Here is a 22,635-nt window from a genome sequence, read left to right as displayed (position 1 = left end):
CCAAAGACCCTTGTCATTCGCATGCTTCCGCCGCACATATCCGGCTTACCTTCCGGTTCAGATCCAAGGCAGTAGATGGATTCTCTTACCCAGTTTGTTCTCGGCGCAGCCGTCTCCACAGCACTCCTTGGCAAAAAACTTGGCCCCAGAAAGGCTGCTCTTATCGGCGGTGTCCTCGGGACATTGCCGGACCTGGATGTCCTGATCCCCTATGACGATCCCATCGACAGTTTTGTCTACCATCGCGGCTGGACCCATTCGGTCTTTGTACATGCATTGGCGGCGCCATTGTTGGGTGAGGGGCTCATAAGGCTGTTCAAGGGCTTGAGGGACTGCCGCTGGCTGGCCTGGCTTACTGTCTTCCTGTGTCTTGCCACCCACGCCGGCATTGATGCGATGACGGTCTACGGCACGCGGCTGTTCTGGCCTTTTTATCCAGATCCCGTCGGCGTCGGGTCGGTGTTTATTATTGATCCGCTCTATACCCTGCCTCTTCTGGCCGTCGTGATCTGGGCTCTGTTCAGGAAAAACTGGACACGGCGCTTTCAGGCCTGGATGACGGCTGCGCTGGTGGTTTCGACCGGATATCTTGGCCTGAGCGTCGTCCTTCAGCGTCATGTCGAGCAGAAAGCGCAGGATCTGTTCAGGCAGGAAGGCATTCTTCCAGACAAGGTTTTTGCAATTGCTGCTCCCTTCAACATTCTCGTCTGGAAGGTCATCGGCCTTCAGGAAGACCGCTACGACAATCTGTATTATTCGCTTCTGGACGACGGCGGGACACCGGAGATCTATACCCATCCGCGACACCCGGAACTCGTTTCCTGTGTTGAAGATACGCAGGCCTTCCGGAAACTGGACTGGTTCAGCCGTGGCTACTACAGGGCCGAACTGGACGACGGAAAGCTTGTCATCTCCGATCTGCGCATGGGCATGACCCCGAACTATGTTTTCCGCTTTGCGATTGCCGACGCCCAGGACGATGGCTTCCGGGAGATCCCTCCACGAAGCGCAACGGGAGAGGTGAGGGTGGATCCTCAAGACTGGACGTGGCTGACTGCCCGGCTCAAGGGTGTGGTAGCGGTGCGCCAGGCGGAGGCAGCTGTTGCTGGAACTGGAGAGGCCATTGCCGGGCGGGCATGTGCGCTCCCTGATGGGACTACCGGTTAGAACACTGCAGGGCCGTTGAAAAAGATGCTCCTGCAATCCGCTTGTGTGAGTTGAAGTGAAACTGCCTGTTGGCAAGTGGCGGCAGAAATTCTTCAGGTTTTACAGATTGTTAGCTGCTTGAATTTTGAGCATGTTTTCTGCGGGGATATACCCGGTACGGCGTTGGTGCTGGCGTGGTTGGGGCGAATTTGATCAATTATTTCAGTTAGTTAAATTTAGGGTTTTGTTCATTTGAATTTAGGTGAGATTGCTGAAGAAATGGGCATCCATTTTGCAGTAAAAGACCTGACAAAATTAGCAAGACAGAATTAACCTCTCGGCGAAATCATGCCTGTGTTTTCGAACGATGGGGCAAATACATCATGAGCCGGGCGGCATACACTAGATCCGTTCTCTGCGGTGCCGGTATTCTGGTGGCGGGGCCTGCAGTGGCCGCGCAGACAATGGAGCTGGCGACTTTCCAGAAGAGCCTGGACATGGTCTGGGTGCTGTTTGCAGCCGGGCTGGTTTTGTTGATGCAAGTTGGTTTCATGTTGCTGGAAGCTGGCCTCGTCCGTTCCAAGAATTCGATCAACGTTGCCCAGAAGAACCTTCTCGATCTCGCCGTCTCCGTTCTGATCTTTGCGGTCTTTGGCTTTTCGCTGGCATTCGGCGCCGGCGGAAGCTGGTTTGCGGGATTTGACACGCGGCTGTTCGGTCTGTCCGACCTTGATCCCTGGGGCCTGACCATCTTCGCCTTCCAGGTCATGTTCTGCGGTACGGCGGCAACAATCATTTCCGGTGCGGTGGCTGAACGCATGCGCCTTTCGGCGTATATCTGGTGTTCCGTGCTGACTGCCGGGCTGATCTATCCTGTGTTTGCGCATTGGGCCTGGGGACAGGCGCTGTTTTCAGATGCCACGGCAATGCTTGCCAACATCGGCTTTGTCGATTTCGCCGGGTCAACGGTGGTCCATGGCACGGGCGCATGGATCGCGCTGGCTGCCTGTGTGATCCTGGGGCCGAGATCCGGCCGCTTCGGAGTCGACGGGCGGGCCTATCGCATTCAGGGCCACAGTTCCGTTCTTGCAACGTCTGGTGCGTTGATCCTTTTTGTCGGCTGGCTCGGCTTCAACGGCGGCTCCACACTTGCCGCCTCCTGGCATGTGCCGATGATCCTTGCCAACACCGTTCTTGCCGCCGCGGCTGGCACCGGGGCGGGGTATCTTCTTGGCCGGCAGAAAGACAAGGTCATTCTGCCGGAAAACTCGATCTCGGGGCTATTGGGTGGCCTGGTTGCCGTCACTGCCGGTTGCCATCTTCTGACCCCGGTCGGTGCACTGGTGATCGGTGCCGCCGGTGGTGCCGTTGCCATTTTCGGTGCGGTCCTTCTGGAACGTGTCCTGAAGATTGACGATCCCGTCGGCGCAATCAGCGTACATGGATTTTCAGGCGTTGCCGGTACGCTGGGACTGGCGCTTCTGGCACCAGCAGACCAGTTGCCGCTGGGAGCTCATCTGCCGCAGTTTCTGGTCCAGTTCACCGGAGCGCTTGCCTGCTTTGTCTGGAGTTTCGGGTCCGGTTGGCTTGTCCTGTCCGTCCTGAACAAGATGCAGCCGATCCGGCTCGACCTTGCAAGCGAGGATCTTGGCCTCAACGAGGCGGAGCACGGCACGCGGCTCGGTATCGGACATGTGGAAGATGCACTTGATCGCCTGATTGCCGGCAAGGCGGACCTTTCCATGAGACTGGAAGTTGCCAAGGGTGATGATTCAGAACGCCTGACGCGACTGTTCAATGCGCTCATGGATACCGTTCAGAACGAGGAACAGGCTCACAATCGTGCCGCAGATGCCAAGCGCACGCGCGAAGAGGCTGAACGCCTGTCGGCCCTTGCCAACGCCACATTCGATGCAATCGTCATTTCGGTCGACGGACGGATCCTGGACGGCAACAAGACCTTTGAGGATCTCATCGGCTATCCGATTGACGAACTCGAGATGCGCGGACTGTACGAGTTTGTCGACAACGAACTCGCCGGCACGCTCGAGGAGCATCTGGTCAAGGCGGAAAAGGAACCGAGGGAAGTCACTCTGATCAACCGCTCCGGTGAGCGTGTGCCCGTCGAGATACGCACCCGTGTCATTTCCTATCGCGGCATTCCGACTCGCGTCTCCGCTCTGGTTGATCTCAGGGAGCGCAAGAAGGCTGAGGCACAGATCCTGCACCTTGCCCAGCACGATCCGTTGACGGACCTGCCCAATCGCGCCGTTTTCAATGCCGAGCTCAAACAGACCATCGGCAAGTGCAAGCAGCATGGTATGTCGGCAGCCCTTCTGATCATAGATCTGGACCGCTTCAAGGATATCAATGATCTGCACGGTCACCCGGTCGGTGACATCGTCATCCGGGTCACCGCAGAGCGTTTGCGCCACTCGTGCCGCCACGGCGATACCGTCTCACGCCTCGGCGGCGATGAGTTTGCGATCATCCAGAACGGCATCCAATTCGCCAATCAGGCAGAGGATATGGCCATGCGTCTGGTCAAGTCCCTGTCAGAGCCGATCGACTGTGGCCACGGGCTAATTCTGAAACCGGGAGCAAGCATCGGTGTTGCGCTGATGACCGGATACGACGCCGAAGACCAGGTCATCTCCAATGCCGACATCGCTCTTTACAACGCCAAGAACGGCGGACGGCATACCTATTGTGTCTTCCAGCCGGGCATGGGGGATGAAGTCCGCCAGCGCAGGGCCTTGGAAAAGGACATGAATACGGCACTCTCGGCGGGCGAATTCGAGTTGTTTTTCCAGCCGCGCATGTGCCTGGCATCCGCGCGTATCGTCAGCTATGAAGCGCTCATCCGCTGGAACCATCCAGAGCGTGGGCTTGTCAGTCCTGCCGAGTTCATTCCCGTCGCGGAGGCTTCCGGACAGATCGTTCCGATCGGCAAATATGTGTTGGCTGAAGCCTTGAGGATAGCCTCTTCGACAATCACGACTGCCAGCATCAGCATCAACGTCAGCCCGGTTCAGTTCCGTGATCGGGATTTTGTCGATGACGTTCGCAGAGCCATCGAAACGTCAGGTGTTCCGGCTGAGCGGATCGAACTGGAAATCACCGAAAACACCCTGATTGAAGACGACGCCAGAGCATTGGCGGTACTGACACGCCTGAAGGAAATCGGGGTGAAAATAGCGCTGGACGATTTCGGCGTCGGTTATTCGTCCCTCAGCTACCTGAGCCGCTTTCCCTTCGATTGCATCAAGATCGACCGGTCCTTCGTTTCCGAAGCACAGCGCAATTACGGTTCATTGGCGATCATCGAAACGGTGGTCAGGCTCGGCAAGGCTCTCAAGATGCGCGTCGTCGCCGAAGGCGTGGAAGACACGGAAAAGCTCTGCCTGTTGGCACAGCGCGGATGCCACGAAGCTCAGGGTTATCTGATTGGAATGCCCGCGCCGACGTCCAAACTTGTCCGGAGTATCCCGGAAGAAGTGAGTGAGGCGCTCGATCGGCTGAAGTTCGGCGGGCTGCAGGTGTTTGAAGCGGCCAACCAGAAGAACCTGGCCAGCTAAACGCCTGCTTCAGTTCACGTTGGATTCCGACAGTGGCAGAAGCACGGTCCTGTTCAGCAGGGCATCGGGATCGTGTATTTCCGGCACCTGGGTGCAGTCGGGCTGCGGTTCGGTTGTCTCGCCGCGCTTTTCCTTGAGTTCCGCGCAGATGGGAATGGCCGCCTGCCGGGTGCCGTTGACAGCCGTCGTCACGATGTCTTGCAGGGTGCCTTCGCCAGCGTGCAACGCGACAGCGAGATGCTTTCCGAACAGCGATATCGTGCGGTCTGCGGAATAATTGGCTGACTGGCCTGGACCAGAGGAAATGACCAACGCTTCCGGCCTGTTCTTGTTATCGACCGCATGATGTTCAAGAAGGCCAAGGTCGAACGCCTGAGGATTGTTGGTGTCGAGTATCAAAATGACTTCACCAGCAGGAATGGCGTGGATCAGTGCCGCAAACGCAGAAGCAGACATCCAGGTTCCGTCGCTGATCGCCTGAAGCGTTGTCTCGGGCTTGGCGCTGGCCCAGAGTTCCAGTGCATAGTTGGTTTGGTCAGCGGTGCCGGTTTGCTCGACAACACCAAGTGGCAAGTTGGCATAGATCACCAGCCGGTCTTCAGGTCCGAGCTTGTTGGCGAGTTCGGTTGCCTTGAGTTTGAGTGCCGCAGCACTGGCGCCCTCGTTGACAAGCAAGTGTTGTCGGTCGGGCCCGGCGTCGAGCCTCGGGGCCAGTGAGGACATCACCTTGTCCACGCTGTAACGGCAGATTTCGACCGATTGCGGGTTCCAGGGAGGGCAGGTTCCAAGACCGAGGATGTGGTTCTTCAACGACGCGCCATCTTCGGCTGCGGAAGGTTGACCATAAAATGGAAACATCACAATGGCTGCCACCACGAGGCAGCGGCATGCGTCACCCCACGACCGAACCCTGCGTGTCCTTGCCTCTGGTACGCTTACGGCCATCATGTCTCCCTGAAACCTGTTTTGACAGGATTTGGTATTTATACTTTTCAACAGTGAAGGCTGAATAAATCAGACTGCGTATATCCATAGAACTCTGTTGTAATCTGTTAATCAACTTTCTTTTGGCAAAGCAGTCTTCAAATCATGCTGAAACATGCGAAACGAAGATGCAGAACTTATCTTTCGATACTAAAGTTACGTGACGTAAAATTAGATCTCAGGCATTCAGTTGTTTGAGACGCTCGATCACTTGTTGGGTGTCGTCTGTAAGGGTTCCGGTGTCGGCCTTTCCCACCGCACTGACCATGCGGATCAAATCTGGCAGAGTGTCGCGGCCGCCAAGATTTACCGTACGTTTGATGAGGCGCCGGATCATGTCGTCCGGATTGCTGCTCTGATTGGCGAGCCATTTGGCAAACTGGAACAGTTCCTCCACTTCACCGGCAGGCATTGCAAACACCGACTGAAGCTGTTCCAGGATCATATCCTGTTCGGCTCTGGAAATGCCGCCATCGGTATCGGCGACGAGGACCAGCAGAGCTGCAGCCGAAACACGAGGGTCATCGACACCTTCCGCCGGGTGCTGGTTTGCTCGTGTCCTGAAACCGAAACGCCGTGCGGCTGCCTTGATGTCTTGAGCAGCATCAAGCACCACCCTGGTGTTGTCGGCGACCCTGCGAACTCGATAGATCCAAAAAGCGCCAGCGGCTAAAATGCCAAGAGCTGCAAGCAGAATATGCAAGGACAATCTCCTTCAAAAAAACTGCGTCAGCTTTACCTCAGGTTGCGGGAAAAATCGTGACAAAAATCACGAGGGTGCCGGGAGTTGAAAGAAAAAAAGCCGCGCCGGTTCGGCGCGACTGTTTTTCGACGGCTCAATTAGGAATCGTTGCCGTCGGTCTTGTCCATGAGCGGCTGGTTGGTTGCCTGATTGCCGTCCAGGTCCATTTTGGTTGAAGCGTGGTTTTCAACACGGCCTTCAACCTGCTGTTCGGCGGTCAACGGTTCGTCGCCGTCAAGATCGCCCACCATTGCCTTGGGGGCATCAACCGGTGCGTCAGCCGCAGCTGCTGCGTTTGCTTCAGGACATGCAACGATTGGCTTGTCGCCGCTTCCGTCGCTGCCGCAAGGGTCTTCCGCCTGTGCGAAGCTGACCATTGCCGTGGAGGCGATGAATGCGCTCATGAGCGGAACGATTGTCTTCTTGAGGGTAAGCATTGGTTTTCTCCTTTGCTTCGTGAGACACCTGCAACTGACTGAGACCTGACTTGAGGTCCGTGCCGTTGAGGCGGTCGGGGAGAAAATGCAATGACACCCGGTATCGTTCCTGATTTTTCAGTCACGAAATTTTCAGATGTGGAACACCAAGTTTCAGGAACGAAATGGGCCGGGACCTTTCGCGCGCGTGGGTAAACGGTATTGAGAAACAAGACGTTGAATGGAAAAAGTGAAACGGCGCCATCAACGGCGCCGTTCGGGATTTCAACGTATGGAGAGGGCTGACATTGCCCTGGCGCTCGCAAATCAGGAAGCTGCTGCCACCTGTTGGTCTTTTGACGCAACAAGGCGTGTAACCACGTTTTCTATAATCTTGTGGCCGGCATCCTGATCCAGAGACATGATCGACTCCGGATGGAATTGCACCGCCGCGATCGCTTCTTTCTCGTGTTCTATCGCCATCACGATCCCGTCTTCGGTTTCCGCAGTCACGCGGATATCTGCCGGCACCGTTTCCCGTTTGGCGTAAAGCGAGTGGTAGCGGCCGACGACCACCGGGGCGTTGAGACCTTCAAACAGCAACGAGTTTCCGGAAACGGAAATCGGTGAAGGTTTGCCGTGCATCGGTACGTCAAGCTGGCCCAGTTCCGCCCCGAAGTATTCGGAGAGCGCCTGCAGCCCTAGGCAGACGCCGAAGATGGGCAAGGCGCGCGCGCGAGCCCGGCCGATGGTGGCGGCACAGTCGAAGTCCTTGGGATTGCCTGGGCCGGGAGACAGGACCACCAGATCCGGATTGACGTCGTGAAAAACGTGGTCTGCCACCGGGGTTCGATAGGTAACGACATCTGCGCCGGTCTGGCGGAAATAGTTGGCAAGCGTGTGCACGAAACTGTCTTCGTGATCGACCAGCAGGATCTTCATACCTTTGCCGGGTTTCCGGTCCTCGCGCTTCTCCTGCGCATTGACGGCAAGACCGGCCTCGCGAACGGCTGCCCGCATGGCTTCCGCCTTCAGTTCGGTTTCGGCTTCCTCGTCTTCCGGAACACTGTCGTACAGCAGGGTCGCGCCGGCACGGATCTGGGCTGTGCCATCCTTGATGCGCACGGTGCGCAACGTCAGGCCGGTGTTCATGTCTCCATTGAAGAGCACGGCACCAATTGCGCCGCCATACCAGGCGCGTGGCGACTTTTCATGGTCTTCAATAAACTGCATGGCCCAGCGTTTGGGAGCGCCTGTCACGGTCACCGCCCAGGTGTGGGAGAGGAAAGCATCGAGCGCATCCATGTCCTCACGCAGGATGCCTTCTATGTGGTCCACCGTATGGATCAGGCGGGAGTACATCTCGATCTGCCGCCGCCCGATCACCCGAACGGAGCCGGGAACGCAGACGCGGCTCTTGTCGTTGCGGTCGACATCGGAACACATGGTCAGTTCCGCTTCATCCTTGGCAGAGTTCAGCAGCTTGCGGATCTGGGCTTCGTCTTCAATGGCGTTCTTGCCGCGCCGGATCGTTCCGGAAATCGGGCAGGTTTCCACCCGGCGACCTCCGGTGACCCGCACGTACATTTCCGGCGAAGCGCCGACGAGATATTCCTGGTTGCCGAGATTGAAGAAGAATGAATAGGGGGAAGGGTTGATCTGGGCGAGGCGCCGCGAAACGGCGGAAGGTGGATTGGCGCAGGGCTCGTAGAAGGTCTGGCCGGGCACAGTCTCGAACAGATCGCCCCTGCGGAAGTAGTCCTTGGCCTTCTCGACAAGCTTTGCATATTCGCCGGGTTCATGATCACCGCGGCCAGGGTCGCGGTTCGCCGGCGTATACTGCTGCTTGGCTCCTGTCCGCTCCATTCCCTTGGTGGTACGACCACCGACAACAAAATCATATTCCAGCACGTAGGCGCGTTTGCCGTGGTGATCGACGATCAGGATCTCATCCGGCAGAAACAGGACGACGTCGCGCTGGTCGTCCGGCCGGTCGAGCTTCTGTTCGATGGGTTCGAACTGAAAGGCAACGTCATAGCCGAAGGCGCCGTAGAGCCCGAGCTGGTCATCGCCACAGGCGAACATGTCCTTCAGGGCACGGATGATCGAAAAGGTAGACGGCTGGCGTGAGCGTTCTTCCTCGTTGAACAACCGGTCGGGCCGCTTGACCGTTAGCTGGATCTTGCCGGTGTCGGCATTGAACGTGTCCACATCGTCATGTTTTTTCAGCACTTCGGCAATTGCCGGCAGCAGCAGGCCTCCGCGGTCGTTCAGCGCACGGATCTCGACGTTTCTGTCCGTTGCTTCCATCACCAGGGGCGGGTTCACCAGCGCCATGTCCCAGCGAGTATACCGTCCGGGATATTCATAGGAGGAAGAAAGGACCGCCCCCATCTCGGCATCCAGCCGGTCGATCCATTCCGACGTTCCGGTTTCGTAGTCGGAAGGGCGCGATGTGCGCAGGATGGTGATCCCGCAATCGGTTTCATAGGTCTGGTCTGCCAGCACCGGCATGTCTCTGGTCCCGTTCTGGTGGCTGCCTTTGTGACGGCCTTATAAAGAACCAAGGCCGCCAGCGGTGTCCCGCGGCGGCCTTTGGTTTGATACTCGATCCCTTCAGAGCATGACTGATCGCTGGCCGCCTATTTCGCGCGACGCCACCACCAAGCTGCTTTCAGGTTCATGTTCATGGCAAGAGGGATAGATTATACGCTTCTGGATGGCAATGAAAAAAGACTACCTGACGTTTTACCGGCTTTTCCAGTGCGGCGCGGGGCGCCCATCCTTCAGACCGTGCTTCAGCCATTCGTCCCAGGCTGCATCGATATCATCATAAGTCCCATTCTCCTGTATGGCGTGCAGTCCCTCATCGAGAAGGGCTGCTACCGCGCTTGAGCGCTCGGGCGTCAATTTGGAAAATGACACGAAGAGACCGAACCTTGCGAGTTCGTGGACAGCCTTGGGGGCTGGGGAAATGAGATCCTGACTGTTGCTGATGTGAAAGTCGGCAACCTTTTCGTAGGCGACGGCGTAGTCGGTTCGCCTCTTCGCTACCAGCGCAAGTGTCTGCAGATCGGAATCCACCTCTACCTTCGAGATCGTCTCATCGGCATCAAAGGCGTCGGTGTAGGTGTACCCTCTGACCACGGAGAAGGTCTTGTCTTTCAGGAAATCGGGATGAAATTTCGCCGTGTTGTCCGGATGGCTGTAGACCAGGATCTTTCCGAAAAAGAGCGGTGTCTGGTGAAAAATGAAATTACGCCTGTTTTCGTCCGAGCCGGTGGTGTCGAAGCAGCCAAGCTGTCTGCCCTGCGCGACCTCACGTATGCACCTATTGTACGGCATGACGTGGAGCGTGACGTCGCAGTGTTTTGCGCTCAAGGCGGCGGTTACTAGATCCACTGCAAATCCGCGTAGCTCTCCCTCATGAAGGCCTGAATAGGGAAAAAAGGCATCTTCCGCTGCAAGAACGATCTCTTCATGCATCGGGCATTGGCCGGATTGTTCCGCCTTCGCGCTATCGATCGGCGAAAGCAGCATCGCACTGAATAGAACCAACGCATGCGGCAGCCTGACTGTAATACTTTCAAGCAATGCCATTGCCCGGCACGCCGTCTGGGAAGGCGATGATCCCATTTAGGTGGTCGACCCTTTCAGTGTTGGGAATCCCGTTCACGTCTGGCTGTCGTGAAGGTGCTTCATATTAACGTTTCGCTCTCGAACTTCAGCTTCCTGAAAGGTCGCATGAAATGTGAGGGGAATGGCTCGGCAGAGACCGAGAATCTCATCGATGGCGAGTATATAGACGACGGACCGTGTTTGTCTTGCAACCTGGATACAAGTTCTGGTCACGACCGGCTTCTCCACCAAAGCTCACGGAAAACCTTCATTTTCCGCTTGCCTTCTTGACCCTTCCGCCAAGATGCTGTTTTTGCAGTGCAGCGATTTTCAACAAGGTGCCTCCGCACGAACGGAGGCCGAGCGGCTGACAGAAAACTGGCAGTGAGGGGCACATGGAACACTACGATCTGGTTGTGATCGGCAGCGGACCGGCCGGGCGCCGGGCGGCGATTCAGGCGGCAAAATTCGGATACAATGTTCTGGTGGTGGAACGCGGACGGCGGGTCGGCGGCGTTTCGGTGCACACCGGGACCATTCCTTCCAAGACTTTGCGTGAGACCGTGCTCAACCTGACCGGATGGCGCGAACGAGGCTTCTACGGTCGCTCCTACCGGGTGAAGGAAGACCTGACGGCTGCGGACCTTCGTGCGCGGTTGCACATCACCCTCAATCACGAGGTCGAGGTTCTGGAGCACCAGTTTGCCCGAAACAAGGTCGATACGATCCGGGGCGAGGCAAGGTTCATCGAGCCGCACAAGATCGAAGTGGAGGGCGATGCCGGGGAAGTTCATTTCATCACCTCGGACAAGTTCATCATCGCCGTCGGCACCAAGCCCTTCCGCCCCGACTATGTTCCCTTTGATGGCGAGTATGTTCTCGACAGCGACGAGATCCTCGAGCTTGGCGAATTGCCCCGGTCGGTCGCTGTCATCGGCGCAGGTGTTATCGGTGTCGAATATGCCTCGATATTTTCCGCGCTCGATGTACACGTGACGCTGATCGAGCCGCGCGAAACGATGCTCGACTTCCTGGACAAGGAGCTCGTTGCCGATTTTACGCATCAGCTCCGAGACCGCGGAATTGCGCTGCGCTTCGGGGCAAAGGTCCAGAAGATCGAAAAACATGGTCCCGCAGAATGTGAAATCACGCTGGAAGGCGGACGTAGTGTCCGGTCCAACGTCATCCTGTTCGCGGCAGGGCGCATGGGCGCGACCCCGAACCTGAACCTGCAAAGCTGCGGCCTGGAAGTGGACCACCGTGGTCGTCTGAAGGTCGATCCGATGACTTTCCAGACCGACGTGCCGCATATCTATGCGGCTGGAGATGTCATCGGTTTTCCGAGCCTTGCCTCGACATCCATGGAGCAGGGGCGCATCGCAGCCTGCCAGGCCTTGGGAGAAAAGGCCTACGATCCGCCAGAGTATTTTCCCTATGGCATCTATGCGGTTCCGGAAATTTCGACCGTCGGCATGACCGAGGAGGAGATCAAGGAACGCGGCATTCCCTACGAGTGCGGCGTTGCCCGTTTCCGCGAAACCTCACGCGGCCACATCATGGGTCTCGATACCGGCATGCTGAAGATGATTTTCTCGCTCAAGACCCGCCGGCTTCTGGGATGTCATATTGTGGGCGAGGGCGCGACCGAACTGGTTCACATCGGTCAGGCCGTGCTCAATCTGCGTGGTACGCTGGAGTATTTCGTCGAAAACACCTTCAATTACCCGACACTGGCCGAGGCCTACAAGATCGCCGCGCTCGATGCCTGGAACCGTATGCCGCCACTGGATCACTGAACCAGCGGTGGCGGCCTTGTCTGACGAGCTCTTGCAGATCAACTGGAATAAGGCGGATGATCCGAACTCAGCAGAGCCAGCAATTCTCCGGCAAGGCTGCCTGAGTGACTTCGCCGCCATCTTCGATCCAGTGTGCAATTCCCTTTTCGACGTTGACCACGTTGGTGAAGCCGGCCTGTCCGGCGAGATATTCTGACAGAGCCTGGCTTCGTTGCCCCGTCTGGCAGATAAACACCACTTCGTCCGAGGGGCCGGAAACCAACTTCTGAAGTTCGCTGCCGAAGGCAGGGTTCACCTGGCCACTGTCATTGAAGAACGTAACCAGGTGGCTTCCCGGAATGACGCCGGTTTGCTTCCACTCGTCAGGACGCCGGATATCAATGACCGTGGTGCCCGAGGCGAGCTTTGCCTTCAAGGTGCCGTTGTCGATATCGGAGAATTTCTTCGCCTTGACCTCAAGCAGTTCGATTTCGAATTTCAATGTTGCATCCGGCGGAATGATCCCGCCTGCGCCTTGTGACCCATAAGCCATGTCCGGCGGAATGATCAGCTCGCGCTTGCCGCCGACCTGCATGCCCTCGACGCCTTTTTCCCAACCGGGAATAACGCGCCGCTCACCCAGCGTGAACGAAAATGGCGTTCCTCGGTCGACGCTGGAGTCGAACTTCGTTCCGTCCATCAGCCAGCCGGTGTAGTGCACCACCACCGTTTCACCGACGTTTGCTTCTTCGCCGGTACCTTTTTCAATATCCCGGATCTGCAGCTCTTCCTGTGCCTGTGCCGGCAGGACGAAGAGCATGATGGCGAGAATGCGCGTAACCCATTTGAGCATGATGTGTGGTCCCGGTGTGTTGTTACGGACAAGAATTGGTCATCTGGGACAGGAATACAATCCGGGTTTCGATCACAGTGACGGTAAGTGACAAGGCCGGGGTGGCTTGTGGTTTCCAGACCAGAGGCGCCTGGCTAGCGTATGCGCCAGTCAGGTCTTTCCAAGAGGATCGTTGACGGAGCGAATGAGCTTTTCCAGAAGGTCCGACAATTGCTGTTGTTCTTTTTCGCTTAACCCGCTCACCGCCTGCTGCTGTTTTGCAATGTAGTCGGGCATTTGCCCCTTTATCAGGTCCAGTCCCTTTGGGGTCAGGCAAACGGTGAGTGCCCGCCTGTCATCTGGATGCGGGCAGCGTTCAACCAGACCTGCTTTCTCCAGTTTATCGACCCGGGCCGTCATGCCGCCCGAGCTCATCATCGTGGTCCGGTACAATTCCGTCGGTGTCAGCTTGTAGGGTGGTCCGGACCGCACGAGGGTCGCCAGAACATCGAATTCACCCGTCTTCAGTCCGATATCCGCGTAGGCAGGGGCAAGATAGTCGCGACCCATAACCTGAGATGCTTCGTTCAATCGACCAAGCAGAACCATTGGCGACAACTGCTCCGCGATCTCGGGTATTTCCCTTTGCCATTGCCTGCGCGCGCGCTCCGCACGGTCGATTAGCAGGTCTTCCGGATCTCCGAACAGGTGATCCGATGGCTTCTTGGTGTCGCTTGACCGGGTGGTCATGGTCGGAAACTCCAGATCATTTCCAGTCAGATGACGCACTTTTTTACAAGGGAACAAGAGGTTGCGTAACTAGCTGACATATCGACTGTTTTTGTTGTTCCGATACTCGCTGTTTCGGGTGGTTCTGTCAACTGATGTCAAGAATCTTGAGATTAAGTATCTTGAAATCAAGATAAAATGCGTTATCTGTTCTGGCAACGGTGCAGCATCAAGCCAGCGCCAAATTGTGAGGAAGGACAGTCCCATGGTGGACACGACCAGATTAGGAACATCCGTAAGTACGGCTTCCCTGCAGCAACAAGCTTCTCTTTCAGGCGAGAGGCGTGAAAGTCCTTTGGATCAGCCGTTGGTGCTGTTGTTGATTGTCGGTGGTTTTCTCGCCGTATCCACGGTGATTGCGAAGGCCGCCCCCATGGCCGGGTGGCATCCTTTGGCCCTGTTGCAGTGGTCCATCCTTGGCGGTGCTGCGGGTTTGTTCGTTATTAGCAGGATTGCAGCCGGAGGAAGAATGGCCGCTAAAGGGCACAAAGGTGTCAGCCGGGGCCAGTTTGCCTTCTACCTGCTGGTCAGCGGTCTCCTGTTCATTGCCCCGAACATGATCGCAGTGGTTGCTGCGCCAAAGGTCGGGGCGGGGTTTGTCTCCCTGAGCTACGCTTTTCCGCTGGTTCTGACTTATGGATTTGCTGTTCTGTTGCGCCTGGAGAAGTTTCAGGTTCTGCGTGGGGTCGGCGTTCTGTTCGGTCTGGCTGGCGGCATCTTGCTGGCAGCGTCTGGACGTCAGCTTTCCGTGGATGCCTCTTGGTGGGCGATGTTTGCTCTGTCGATCCCTGTATTCCTGGCTTCCGGTAACATTTTTCGCACGGTGAAGTGGCCAGCAGGCGCACGGCCGGTCAATCTTGCTCTCGGCATGATGCTGGTCGGGTTTGCGGCACTCGGACTATTTACTGCCATGGCCGGTATCCCCGTTGTACCCGGCACCTGGTCACTGGAGGCCACAGGCCTGCTGGCAGCCCAAATAACGATATTCGCTTTTCAGTACGGGCTGTATTTCCGCCTGCAGCACACAGCCGGGCCTGTCTATCTCAGCCAGATAGGCTCCGTTGCCGCGGTGATTGGTCTTGGCCTTGGATATCTCGCCTTTGGTGAAGTGCCAAACTTGGCGAAACTGGCGGCCGTCGCAGCTGTCGGGGCAGGTATTGTGCTCGTCAGCAAAGGGCGCGGCGCTGGAGCGAAAAAGTCAGGCTAGTCTTGCCATACCCCTAAGAACCGATCCCGCCGCTCGCGGGGTCGGTTTGTCGTCTTTGGGTTCCAGGTGATTTCTCACCCCCAGAGCCAGGCAGCTCCCCGCACACCAGAGCTGTCGCCGTGCATAGCCTTGCGGATCGGTGTCTCGAAGGTATCGGAGAAAATGTAAGGCGTCATCGCGGGCGGAAGGTCGGCATAAAGCTCGTCGATATTCGACATGCCGCCACCCAGGACGAATACATCCGGATCGAGCAGATTAGCCGACATTGCAAGCGCACGGGCAAGACGGCTGACATAAGCCTCGTAGACGGCAGTTGCCACCACGTCGCCGGAGCGTTTCAGCGCCATGATCTCATGGCCTTTCAGCAGCGTTCCGGTTCTGTCCCTGTAGTCGAGCTGAAAGCCCGTTCCCGAACACCAGCGATCGATGGCGCCCTTGTGGCCGATCCAGCTGTCGGGACCCGGATACTCCTCCGGCTTTAGCCAGGGCACGGTGATCGCTCCCCATTCGCCACCGATGCCGTTGGCACCAAGATGGGCTTTCGCGTCGATGGCAATGCCCGAACCGCTGCCTGTGCCGATGATAATAGCGTGAACGATATGCGCTCCAGCACCTGCGCCATCGGTGGCTTCGGAAACAGCCAGACAGTTTGCGTCATTCTGGATACGCACCGGGCGGCCAAGGACCCTCTGCAGGTCCTGGTCCAGGGGCTTGCCGTTCATCCAGGTGGAATTGGCGTTCTTTACCAGGCCTGTCCTGGGGGAAAGCGAACCGGGAATTCCAAGACCGAGCGTTCCAGTCTGTCCGGTTGCCTTTTCGGCCGCCTCGACCAGAAATCGGACTGCTTCCAGACAACCTTCATAGTCGTCCCTGGGCGTGTCGACCCGTTGCCGGAACAGTTCCTCGCCCTCGTTGGAAAGAGCGATGATTTCGATCTTGGTTCCACCCCAGTCAATTCCCAGCCGCATTTTCAGTCCATCCGTCTTGGCAGTTCGAAGGCAGCTGTCTGGCCGTCTTCAAGTTCGCTTGTTTGTTTTCCGTAGGTTTTGAATTTTTTCAAGATTACGGTCATTTCTTCCGCATCCAGTATCACAGGTTCACCCAGGATCAGGGCTGATAGATACTGGTCTGCCAGATCTTCCACGCCTTCCGCGGTCGACAGCGCCTTCTGCAAGGTTGCTCCACCGGCGATCTGCCCATGATTTGCAAGCAGGCAGGCCGTTCTGTCGCCAAGTCTGAAATCATTGCCTCGGACAATCCGCGGGTGCCGAAGGTGGCGTAATGGGCGCATTCGATACGGTCGCCACCGGCAAGCGCCACCATATAGTGAAATGCTGGAATGCCGCGCCGGTGACAGGACAGGGCGGTCGCGCGAGGACTATGGCAATGCACCACCGCGCCGCAATCCGGCTTCGCCAGATAGAAGTCAAGATGCATCCGCCATTCGGAAGACGGTAGTGTCTCGCCGCGGTAGCAACCCTCCCAGTCCAGCGCGACGATCTTGTCTTCAGTCAGATTTTCGTAAGGCGTTCCCGATGGCGTCACCAAAAAACCGGATTCGGTGCGTGCACTGACATTTCCTGACGTGCCCTTGGTCAGTCCGAGACGAGGCAAGGCGCGGGCTGTCTCGATGATCGCACGGCGCAGGTCAGGTGTGTCACCTGGAAAGGTGGGCATTCGGGGCCTCTTTGGTTCTGGTTCGGGTGCGAGCGTTACGTTTGGCTGCGCGACCGTGGAAGCGGCGCTTACATGACAGGTATCCGGTTGCCTTTTCAAGGTATTGGTTTGATAAATCCCGTGCCCTTGACCACTCGGTTGAGGATCGCGGTGTTAAGGGACTGAATGGCAGGTTTCGCAGACAAGCTCAGGCATTTGCTTGGATCGGCTGCAATGTCGGCAGACCGGACGGGTAGGGGAGCGCAATCCAGGTCGAGGCCGGGGCACCGTTCCAAGGGCCCGCGCTGGGCTGAGTCAGACATGGAAACTCTGTCTGAAGGAGGCGAGCCAAGGAGGCCCGGCCTGCCAACCCGCGCGTCCAGATCTCGTAAACGTGCTCAGGTGACGCCGTACTACATCTGGGGAACCCTGGCGTTGCTGGCTGCCGGTTTCGCCGTTGGCGGCCTGTTCCTGCACCTTGCCGGGCAAGGGAGTGAGGAAAGCGTTGTAACCGCCCCCTTGATGCCCGATCCGCTTTCTTCCCTGCAGTCTCCGGCCAAGCAGGTGCTGCTGGCTCCGGAACCGGAACTTTCCGCGGAGCTGAAACGCAGCTTCCTGGGCCAGCCGGATCAGCTATGCGACGAATTACGGTCTCTGGGGCTCGGAAATCCCGGCTGGAGCCGGGCACCTTTCAGTGAAGGCCGCTGGCAATGTGCATCCGACCTGGTGCCCTTGACCACACCCAGTGTCGACTACGGTTCGACAACCCTTTTCTTTCTGCTGCGCGGCCCATCGGAAAAAAGCATCGATTATCTGCGGCTGAAGCTGGTGGTGGAAGATCCGCGCCAGATGCAGATCGGCCTTGATGCGGTCTGGCTGGTGATCGACGCCCTGTCGCTTCGGTATGGCTGGACGGTTCCGGAAGTGTTTCGCGAGGCGGTTTCCGGGTTCAGGCAACTGGAGACGACACACCGGGGCGTGCGGCTGTCGGTTTCGCCGGAAGATCCAAATCTGACGGGTGACCCGCTGGCAAGCCAACGGCTCAACATCATTCTGGACTTTGGCGAGCCGGACCTTATCCGGCCCGCCGACAGGTTTGAAAAAGCACCGCCATTGGAGAGCGGCTGGAGTGTCAGGGCCCCGGACGGTCAGGCAAGGGAATGAACTCTTCCGCATCGCCGGGTACCGTATCGAAACGGCCAAGACGCCAATCTTCCTTGGCCTGCTCGATGCGCTCTTTCGATGAGGACACGAAGTTCCACCAGATATAACGCCGGCCGTCCATCGGTTCGCCGCCAAGCACTACGAAACGGGCCGGCACGGGAGACGTGTTTTCAATCACCAGATGATCACCCGGTTTGAACACCAATAGCTGGGCCGGATCGAAATTCTGGCCGGCGATGGTGATCTGGCCCGAGACCGTATAAAGGCCGCGCTCTTCCCACCCGGCATCCAGCGGGATCTTCGCTCCCGGTTCCAGCGTGATATCGGCATAGAACATGTCGGACGCTGTCTTCACCGGTGCCTTGTGGCCATAAAGCTCGCCCGCGATAAGTTTGACTGAAGCGCCCTTGTCGGCAAATTCCGGCTGTTCTTCAGTGCCGTGGTGCTGGAAGGTCGGGTCGGTCTCTTCCAGGTGTTTGGGCAGGGCCACCCAGCTCTGCAGGCCGAACAGGGGACGTTTTTCCTGCAGGCGTTCCGGCCTCTCACGTTCGGAATGCACGATGCCCTTGCCGGCGCTCATCCAGTTCAGAGCACCGGGGGCAATCGCAATCTCCGTTCCAAGGCTGTCACGATGATACATCTCTCCTTCAAAGAGATAGGTAACTGTCGCCAACCCGATGTGAGGATGCGGGCGCACGTCGATACCGCCGCCGACCAAAAGTTCTGCCGGGCCCATCTGGTCGAAGAAGATGAAAGGGCCAACCATCCGCCGCCTGGCAGACGGCAGGGCACGTCTTACCGAAAATCCGCCGAGGTCGGATGTCCGCGGTACGATGATCGTTTCAATCGGGTCACAGCTTGCAGCATTTCCCGGTACGGGATCAGGGCAATTCAACCAGCTCATCTGCCTCTCCATCAAAGAACATTCTGTCTTGCAAACTAGATAGGGCCAGCGAAGCCAAAGTGTCCATTGAACAGTCTGTTTCGGGTTTTCATCCCCAGCACAATCTGTATAACGACCGGCCCTTCCTTGCTTTTGTTTGGTGCGACATGAAACGCGTGATGATCGTTGGCGGCCCGGGCTCGGGCAAAAGCACGCTTGCCGTTGCCCTTGGGCGGAAAACCGGACTGCCGGTCTATCATATGGACAAGATCCACTACCGCTCCGGCTGGAACGAGCGGACGCGGGAAGAGAAAGACCGGCTGACGCATGAGGTCCATCTGAAGGATGTGTGGATCTTCGAGGGCGGTCATTCAAGCACCTATGCGGAACGTATCGAACGTGCCGACACTTTCATCTGGCTCGATGTCCCGGTAATGCGCCGCATATTTCGAGTGCTGAAACGGTCGGTGAAGTACAATGGGCAAAGCCGTCCGGATCTGGCCGAGGGCTGCCCTGAGCAGTTCAACTGGCAAACTGTTGAATTCCTGAGGTTCATCTGGCGAACGAGACACTCCGCCAGAGCCAAGCTGGAGCACATCTACCGCGAACCTCCGGATCATCTGAAAGTCTATCGGTTCAGCACCCTTGCCGAAATCGACGACTTTCTGGCGCGACCCTGGCAACAAGGATGAAGGCTCATCCTGTCTCTTGACAGGTGCGCCTGACGGGCGGCACAACAGGGGCTCACCCGGGGTGCCTCCAGAAGAGGCTGAGATACTGCTGGCGCACTTGCGCAGTGCAGGGACCCGACGAACCTGATCCAGGTCATGCTGGCGAAGGGAAGGTGTTCTCGGCCAGCTGCGTTCGCCACGGCAATGCTGCAACCCGGCCACCTTTCCAAGCCGAATGTCCGAAATGCGGGACCTTTTCCGGTCCTGGCGGAGATCCGTTGAATGCAAGCGGGCTATCAGACATTCCGTGATGTCGAACGACTGACGTCCACCCTGGCAGGTGAGGCGGAATGAAGGTCGGTATCAAAGGGGCGGGTGTCGCCGGTCTGGCACTGGCACATGAGCTTGTCTCGCGCGGTGTGCGGGTGGAGCTGCTGGAAAAACACAAGGATCTCACCGCCAGTGCCTCCTGGCTCGCAGGCGGCATGTTGGCGCCATGGTGTGAGCGGGAAAGTGCCGAGGAAGATGTTCTGCGGCTCGGGCAAGCCTCCATTGGCTGGTGGAGCAAGGTTCTGCCGGGACAGGTCCGGCACAATGGCACGCTGGTTGTTGCCGCGCCGCGCGATACCGGCGAGTTAAGTCGCTTTGCTTCTCGAACCAGCGGCTTTGTCCGGCTCGAAACTGACGCGCTGGGCGCACTCGAGCCGGACCTCGCAGGCCGATTTGCAAAGGGGCTCCATTTTGCCGGGGAAGCCCATCTCGATCCGCGGCAGGCCCTCACGGCATTGCGGGCAAAAGTGTCTGAAAGCGGTGCAAAGGTGAGGTTAGAGGCGCAGCACTTCACCGCGGCGACCGATCTTGTCGCCGATTGTACCGGCATGGCCTCACCGGATCCGCACTTGCGTCCCGTACGCGGTGAAATGCTGATCCTCCACGCGCCGGATGTCTCGCTTTCGCGGCCGGTGCGCTTTCTGCACCCGCGCATCCCGGTCTATGTGGTGCCTCGTGACAGCGGTGTCTTCATGGTCGGGGCAACCATGATCGAAAGCGGTGACCAGGGAGCGGTCAGTGTTCGGTCCACCATGGAACTTCTAAATGCCGCCTACAGCCTGCATCCGGGATTTGCCGAGGCAAAGATCATCGAAACCGGGGTGGGCCTGCGCCCGGCATATCCAAACAATCTTCCTCGTCTCACGTTTACCGGCAACACCTTGTCAATGAACGGATTCTACCGGCACGGCTTCCTGCTTGCTCCGCATTTTGCCATGGAGGCGGCAGGCACGATCGTGCAACACCTTCAGGAGAAGTCCCTTGAAGCTAACCATTAACGGCGAACCTCAGGAAGTTGTCAGCGCGACGCTGGCTGCGCTTCTGGACGAACTGGCCTATGACCATGAGTTTCTTGCAACGGCACGCAACGGCGATCTGGTTTGTGCTGAAGAACGAAGCGATTGCGTCCTTCAAGCTGGCGACCGTATCGAGATCCTGTCGCCGATGCAGGGAGGATGACGCCCATGTTTGAAGTTTACGGCGAAAGCGTTGCGTCGCGTTTCCTGCTTGGAACTGCCCAGTACCCGTCACCCCAAATTCTGTCGGACGCGGTGAAGGTATCTGGGGCTGAAATTCTGACGGTGTCCCTTCGGCGCGAAACGGCAGGAAGTGGCGGAGGCGGCCGGTTCTGGGACCTGATCCGGGAACTGAACGTCAAGGTGTTGCCCAACACTGCCGGATGTCATTCGGTGAAGGAAGCCGTCACCACCGCAAAAATGGCACGCGACCTTTTTGGAACCGACTGGATCAAGCTGGAAGTGATCGGTCATCACGACAGCCTGCAGCCGGATGTCTTTGGCCTCGTGGAAGCCGCACGTATCCTGAGCGATGACGGCTTCAAAGTGTTTCCCTATACGACGGACGATATTGTCGTCGGCGAACGGTTGCTTGACGCGGGGTGCCAGGTGCTGATGCCCTGGTGTGCGCCAATCGGTTCGGCGAAGGGGCCGGTCAATCCGGATGCCCTTCGTGCCTATCGCAGTCACTTCAAAGGCATCCCACTTGTTGTGGATGCCGGTCTTGGCAGACCGTCCCATGCGGCCGCTGTTCTGGAACTCGGTTTCGATGCGGTACTGCTGAATACGGCTGTCGCAAAGGCCGGAGACCCTGTCGCAATGGCCAAGGCCTTTGCAGTTGCAATTGAGGCCGGTCGCCTGGCCTATGAAGCCCAACCCCTGGAACCTCGCGACATGGCGGTTCCTTCTACCCCGGTTCTCGGAATGGCGGTGTTTGAATGAAGCTCGATCCCTTTTACCTCATCGTCGACAGTTCCGACTGGATCGAGCGGCTGGTTCCGCTTGGCGTCAAACTGGTTCAACTGCGCATCAAGGACGCGAGCGACGAAGTCCTGCGTAAGGAAATCGCAGCATCCAAGAGCGCTTGCGAAAAGCACGGCTGCCAACTTGTCGTGAACGACTATTGGCAGCTCGCGATTGAACTGGACTGCGACTTTGTCCACCTTGGTCAGGAAGACCTTGCTGACGCCGATGTCGCGGCCATTCGCAAGGCGGGTCTGAAACTTGGCGTTTCGACCCACGACGGTGAGGAACTGGAAACCGCTCTTTCTGTCGAGCCCGATTATGTCGCGCTGGGGCCTGTCTATCCAACGATCCTGAAAGAAATGAAATGGGCGCCCCAAGGCGTTGAAAAGGTCGGGCGGTGGAAGCGGCAGATCGGCGAATTGCCGCTTGTTGCTATTGGCGGCCTCAATCCGGAACGTCTGCCGGGTGTGTTCGAGAACGGCGCAGATATCGCAGCCGTTGTCACCGACATCACCCGGAATGCCGACCCGGAAGCGCGCACCAGGGAATGGATAATGGCGACAGATCCCTGGCGGTAGGTGGAACTCGTTTCGCCTTCGGCCTGGTTAAACGAAAATCGCTTTATCGCGCGCGACTTGATCGCGCAGAAAATCCTGTGCCGCGGCAACATGGCGGAGAGGGCGCGAACTTTCATGTGTCACCATCCAGTAGGCCCGGTGAAGCTTTATCTCCGGGAGAACGGCGATCAGGTCGGCATTGTCGCGCGCGATAAAGTCGTGAAGGATGCCGATACCGGCGCCGGACCTGACTGCTTCGGTCTGGCCGAGTGCGGAGGCGATTTCAAATCGCGCGGTCCAGTCTT

The 22,635-nt window shown here is 57.7% G+C and carries 19 protein-coding genes, 1 pseudogene and 1 riboswitch; of the genes and pseudogenes, 10 read left to right on the top strand and 10 right to left on the bottom strand.

All coding sequences use genetic code 11. The annotated features are described in order from the left end of the window. Window positions 1–75: 75 nt before the first annotated feature. Complete coding sequence (locus tag B0E33_RS00110; protein WP_077290055.1) at window positions 76–1,167, top strand: metal-dependent hydrolase; 1,092 nt, start codon at window positions 76–78, stop codon at window positions 1,165–1,167. Window positions 1,168–1,529: 362 nt separating this feature from the next. Further along, window positions 1,530–4,724, top strand: coding sequence for an ammonium transporter (gene amt, locus B0E33_RS00105; RefSeq protein WP_208997734.1), 3,195 nt, complete (start codon window positions 1,530–1,532; stop codon window positions 4,722–4,724). Window positions 4,725–4,733: 9 nt separating this feature from the next. On the opposite strand, the gene B0E33_RS00100 is transcribed toward amt, so the two are convergent. The 5 genes from B0E33_RS00100 to B0E33_RS00080 all read right to left on the bottom strand — a co-directional run bounded on the left by B0E33_RS00100 (window position 4,734) and on the right by B0E33_RS00080 (window position 10,466). After that, a complete protein-coding gene (locus B0E33_RS00100) occupies window positions 4,734–5,582 on the bottom strand; it encodes a hypothetical protein (RefSeq protein ID WP_023014491.1) in 849 nt (282 codons plus the stop codon). 304 nt (window positions 5,583–5,886) lie between these two features. Then, window positions 5,887–6,411 carry a TerB family tellurite resistance protein gene (locus tag B0E33_RS00095; RefSeq protein WP_167579469.1) on the bottom strand — a complete coding sequence of 175 codons (525 nt, stop codon included), beginning with the start codon at window positions 6,409–6,411 and terminating at the stop codon, window positions 5,887–5,889. Between the two features lie 137 nt (window positions 6,412–6,548). Beyond that, window positions 6,549–6,887, bottom strand: a complete 339-nt coding sequence (locus tag B0E33_RS00090) for a hypothetical protein (protein WP_023004080.1) — start codon at window positions 6,885–6,887, stop codon at window positions 6,549–6,551. 306 nt (window positions 6,888–7,193) lie between these two features. After that, a complete protein-coding gene (locus tag B0E33_RS00085; protein WP_077290053.1) occupies window positions 7,194–9,380 on the bottom strand; it encodes an anthranilate synthase component I in 2,187 nt (728 codons plus the stop codon). Window positions 9,381–9,614: 234 nt separating this feature from the next. Next, the gene (locus B0E33_RS00080; RefSeq protein ID WP_167579468.1) at window positions 9,615–10,466 is read right to left on the bottom strand and encodes a substrate-binding periplasmic protein; all 852 of its coding nucleotides are present in this window, start codon (window positions 10,464–10,466) and stop codon (window positions 9,615–9,617) included. 413 nt (window positions 10,467–10,879) lie between these two features. Here B0E33_RS00080 and sthA point away from each other — a divergent pair, with 413 nt between their 5' ends. Continuing rightward, window positions 10,880–12,280: a Si-specific NAD(P)(+) transhydrogenase gene (sthA, locus tag B0E33_RS00070; RefSeq protein ID WP_023004084.1), complete on the top strand. Its 1,401-nt coding sequence runs from the start codon at window positions 10,880–10,882 to the stop codon at window positions 12,278–12,280. A 67-nt stretch (window positions 12,281–12,347) separates the two neighbouring features. Here the strand turns inward: sthA and B0E33_RS00065 are convergent, their stop codons facing one another. Together B0E33_RS00065 and B0E33_RS00060 are read right to left on the bottom strand one after the other, a co-directional pair. Then, window positions 12,348–13,112 carry an FKBP-type peptidyl-prolyl cis-trans isomerase gene (locus B0E33_RS00065; RefSeq protein WP_075281618.1) on the bottom strand — a complete coding sequence of 255 codons (765 nt, stop codon included), beginning with the start codon at window positions 13,110–13,112 and terminating at the stop codon, window positions 12,348–12,350. A gap of 150 nt (window positions 13,113–13,262) precedes the next feature. Further along, a complete protein-coding gene (locus B0E33_RS00060) occupies window positions 13,263–13,841 on the bottom strand; it encodes a MarR family winged helix-turn-helix transcriptional regulator (RefSeq protein WP_023014493.1) in 579 nt (192 codons plus the stop codon). 94 nt (window positions 13,842–13,935) lie between these two features. Here B0E33_RS00060 and B0E33_RS00055 point away from each other — a divergent pair, with 94 nt between their 5' ends. After that, complete coding sequence (locus tag B0E33_RS00055) at window positions 13,936–15,087, top strand: DMT family transporter (protein WP_208997733.1); 1,152 nt, start codon at window positions 13,936–13,938, stop codon at window positions 15,085–15,087. A gap of 74 nt (window positions 15,088–15,161) precedes the next feature. Here the strand turns inward: B0E33_RS00055 and B0E33_RS00050 are convergent, their stop codons facing one another. After that, the gene (locus B0E33_RS00050; RefSeq protein ID WP_077290049.1) at window positions 15,162–16,055 is read right to left on the bottom strand and encodes an ROK family protein; all 894 of its coding nucleotides are present in this window, start codon (window positions 16,053–16,055) and stop codon (window positions 15,162–15,164) included. A gap of 2 nt (window positions 16,056–16,057) precedes the next feature. Further along, window positions 16,058–16,764: pseudogene (locus B0E33_RS00045) on the bottom strand (class II aldolase/adducin family protein). Between the two features lie 300 nt (window positions 16,765–17,064). Here B0E33_RS00045 and B0E33_RS00040 point away from each other — a divergent pair. Next, window positions 17,065–17,907, top strand: a complete 843-nt coding sequence (locus tag B0E33_RS00040) for a DUF6030 family protein (protein WP_156912294.1) — start codon at window positions 17,065–17,067, stop codon at window positions 17,905–17,907. Here B0E33_RS00040 and B0E33_RS00035 read toward each other — a convergent pair. Beyond that, a complete protein-coding gene (locus B0E33_RS00035; protein WP_031270780.1) occupies window positions 17,876–18,811 on the bottom strand; it encodes a pirin family protein in 936 nt (311 codons plus the stop codon). The two genes, B0E33_RS00040 and B0E33_RS00035, sit on opposite strands and share 32 nt — an antisense overlap. A gap of 146 nt (window positions 18,812–18,957) precedes the next feature. On the opposite strand from B0E33_RS00035, the gene B0E33_RS00030 reads away from it, so the two are divergent. The 5 genes from B0E33_RS00030 to B0E33_RS00010 all read left to right on the top strand — a co-directional run bounded on the left by B0E33_RS00030 (window position 18,958) and on the right by B0E33_RS00010 (window position 22,351). Beyond that, complete coding sequence (locus B0E33_RS00030; RefSeq protein ID WP_208997732.1) at window positions 18,958–19,482, top strand: P-loop NTPase family protein; 525 nt, start codon at window positions 18,958–18,960, stop codon at window positions 19,480–19,482. 47 nt (window positions 19,483–19,529) lie between these two features. After that, window positions 19,530–19,650: riboswitch (TPP riboswitch) on the top strand. A 161-nt stretch (window positions 19,651–19,811) separates the two neighbouring features. Next, entirely contained in the window at window positions 19,812–20,789 is a 978-nt protein-coding gene (thiO, locus tag B0E33_RS00025; protein WP_077290046.1) for a glycine oxidase ThiO, read from the top strand. Then, entirely contained in the window at window positions 20,773–20,970 is a 198-nt protein-coding gene (gene thiS, locus B0E33_RS00020) for a sulfur carrier protein ThiS (RefSeq protein WP_077290045.1), read from the top strand. Before thiO ends, thiS begins: the two co-directional genes overlap by 17 nt. A gap of 5 nt (window positions 20,971–20,975) precedes the next feature. Further along, window positions 20,976–21,749 (top strand): thiazole synthase, encoded by a 774-nt coding sequence (locus B0E33_RS00015; protein WP_077290044.1) that lies wholly within the window; start codon window positions 20,976–20,978, stop codon window positions 21,747–21,749. Further along, a complete protein-coding gene (locus B0E33_RS00010; RefSeq protein WP_075281625.1) occupies window positions 21,746–22,351 on the top strand; it encodes a thiamine phosphate synthase in 606 nt (201 codons plus the stop codon). Before B0E33_RS00015 ends, B0E33_RS00010 begins: the two co-directional genes overlap by 4 nt. The last annotated feature ends 284 nt before the right edge of the window (window positions 22,352–22,635 follow it).

Origin of the sequence: Roseibium algicola, assembly GCF_001999245.1 — a bacterium.
Taxonomy (GTDB): domain Bacteria; phylum Pseudomonadota; class Alphaproteobacteria; order Rhizobiales; family Stappiaceae; genus Roseibium; species Roseibium algicola.
Note: the sequence above shows the minus strand (reverse complement) of the source record. Positions and strands in the feature narration are given on the sequence as shown.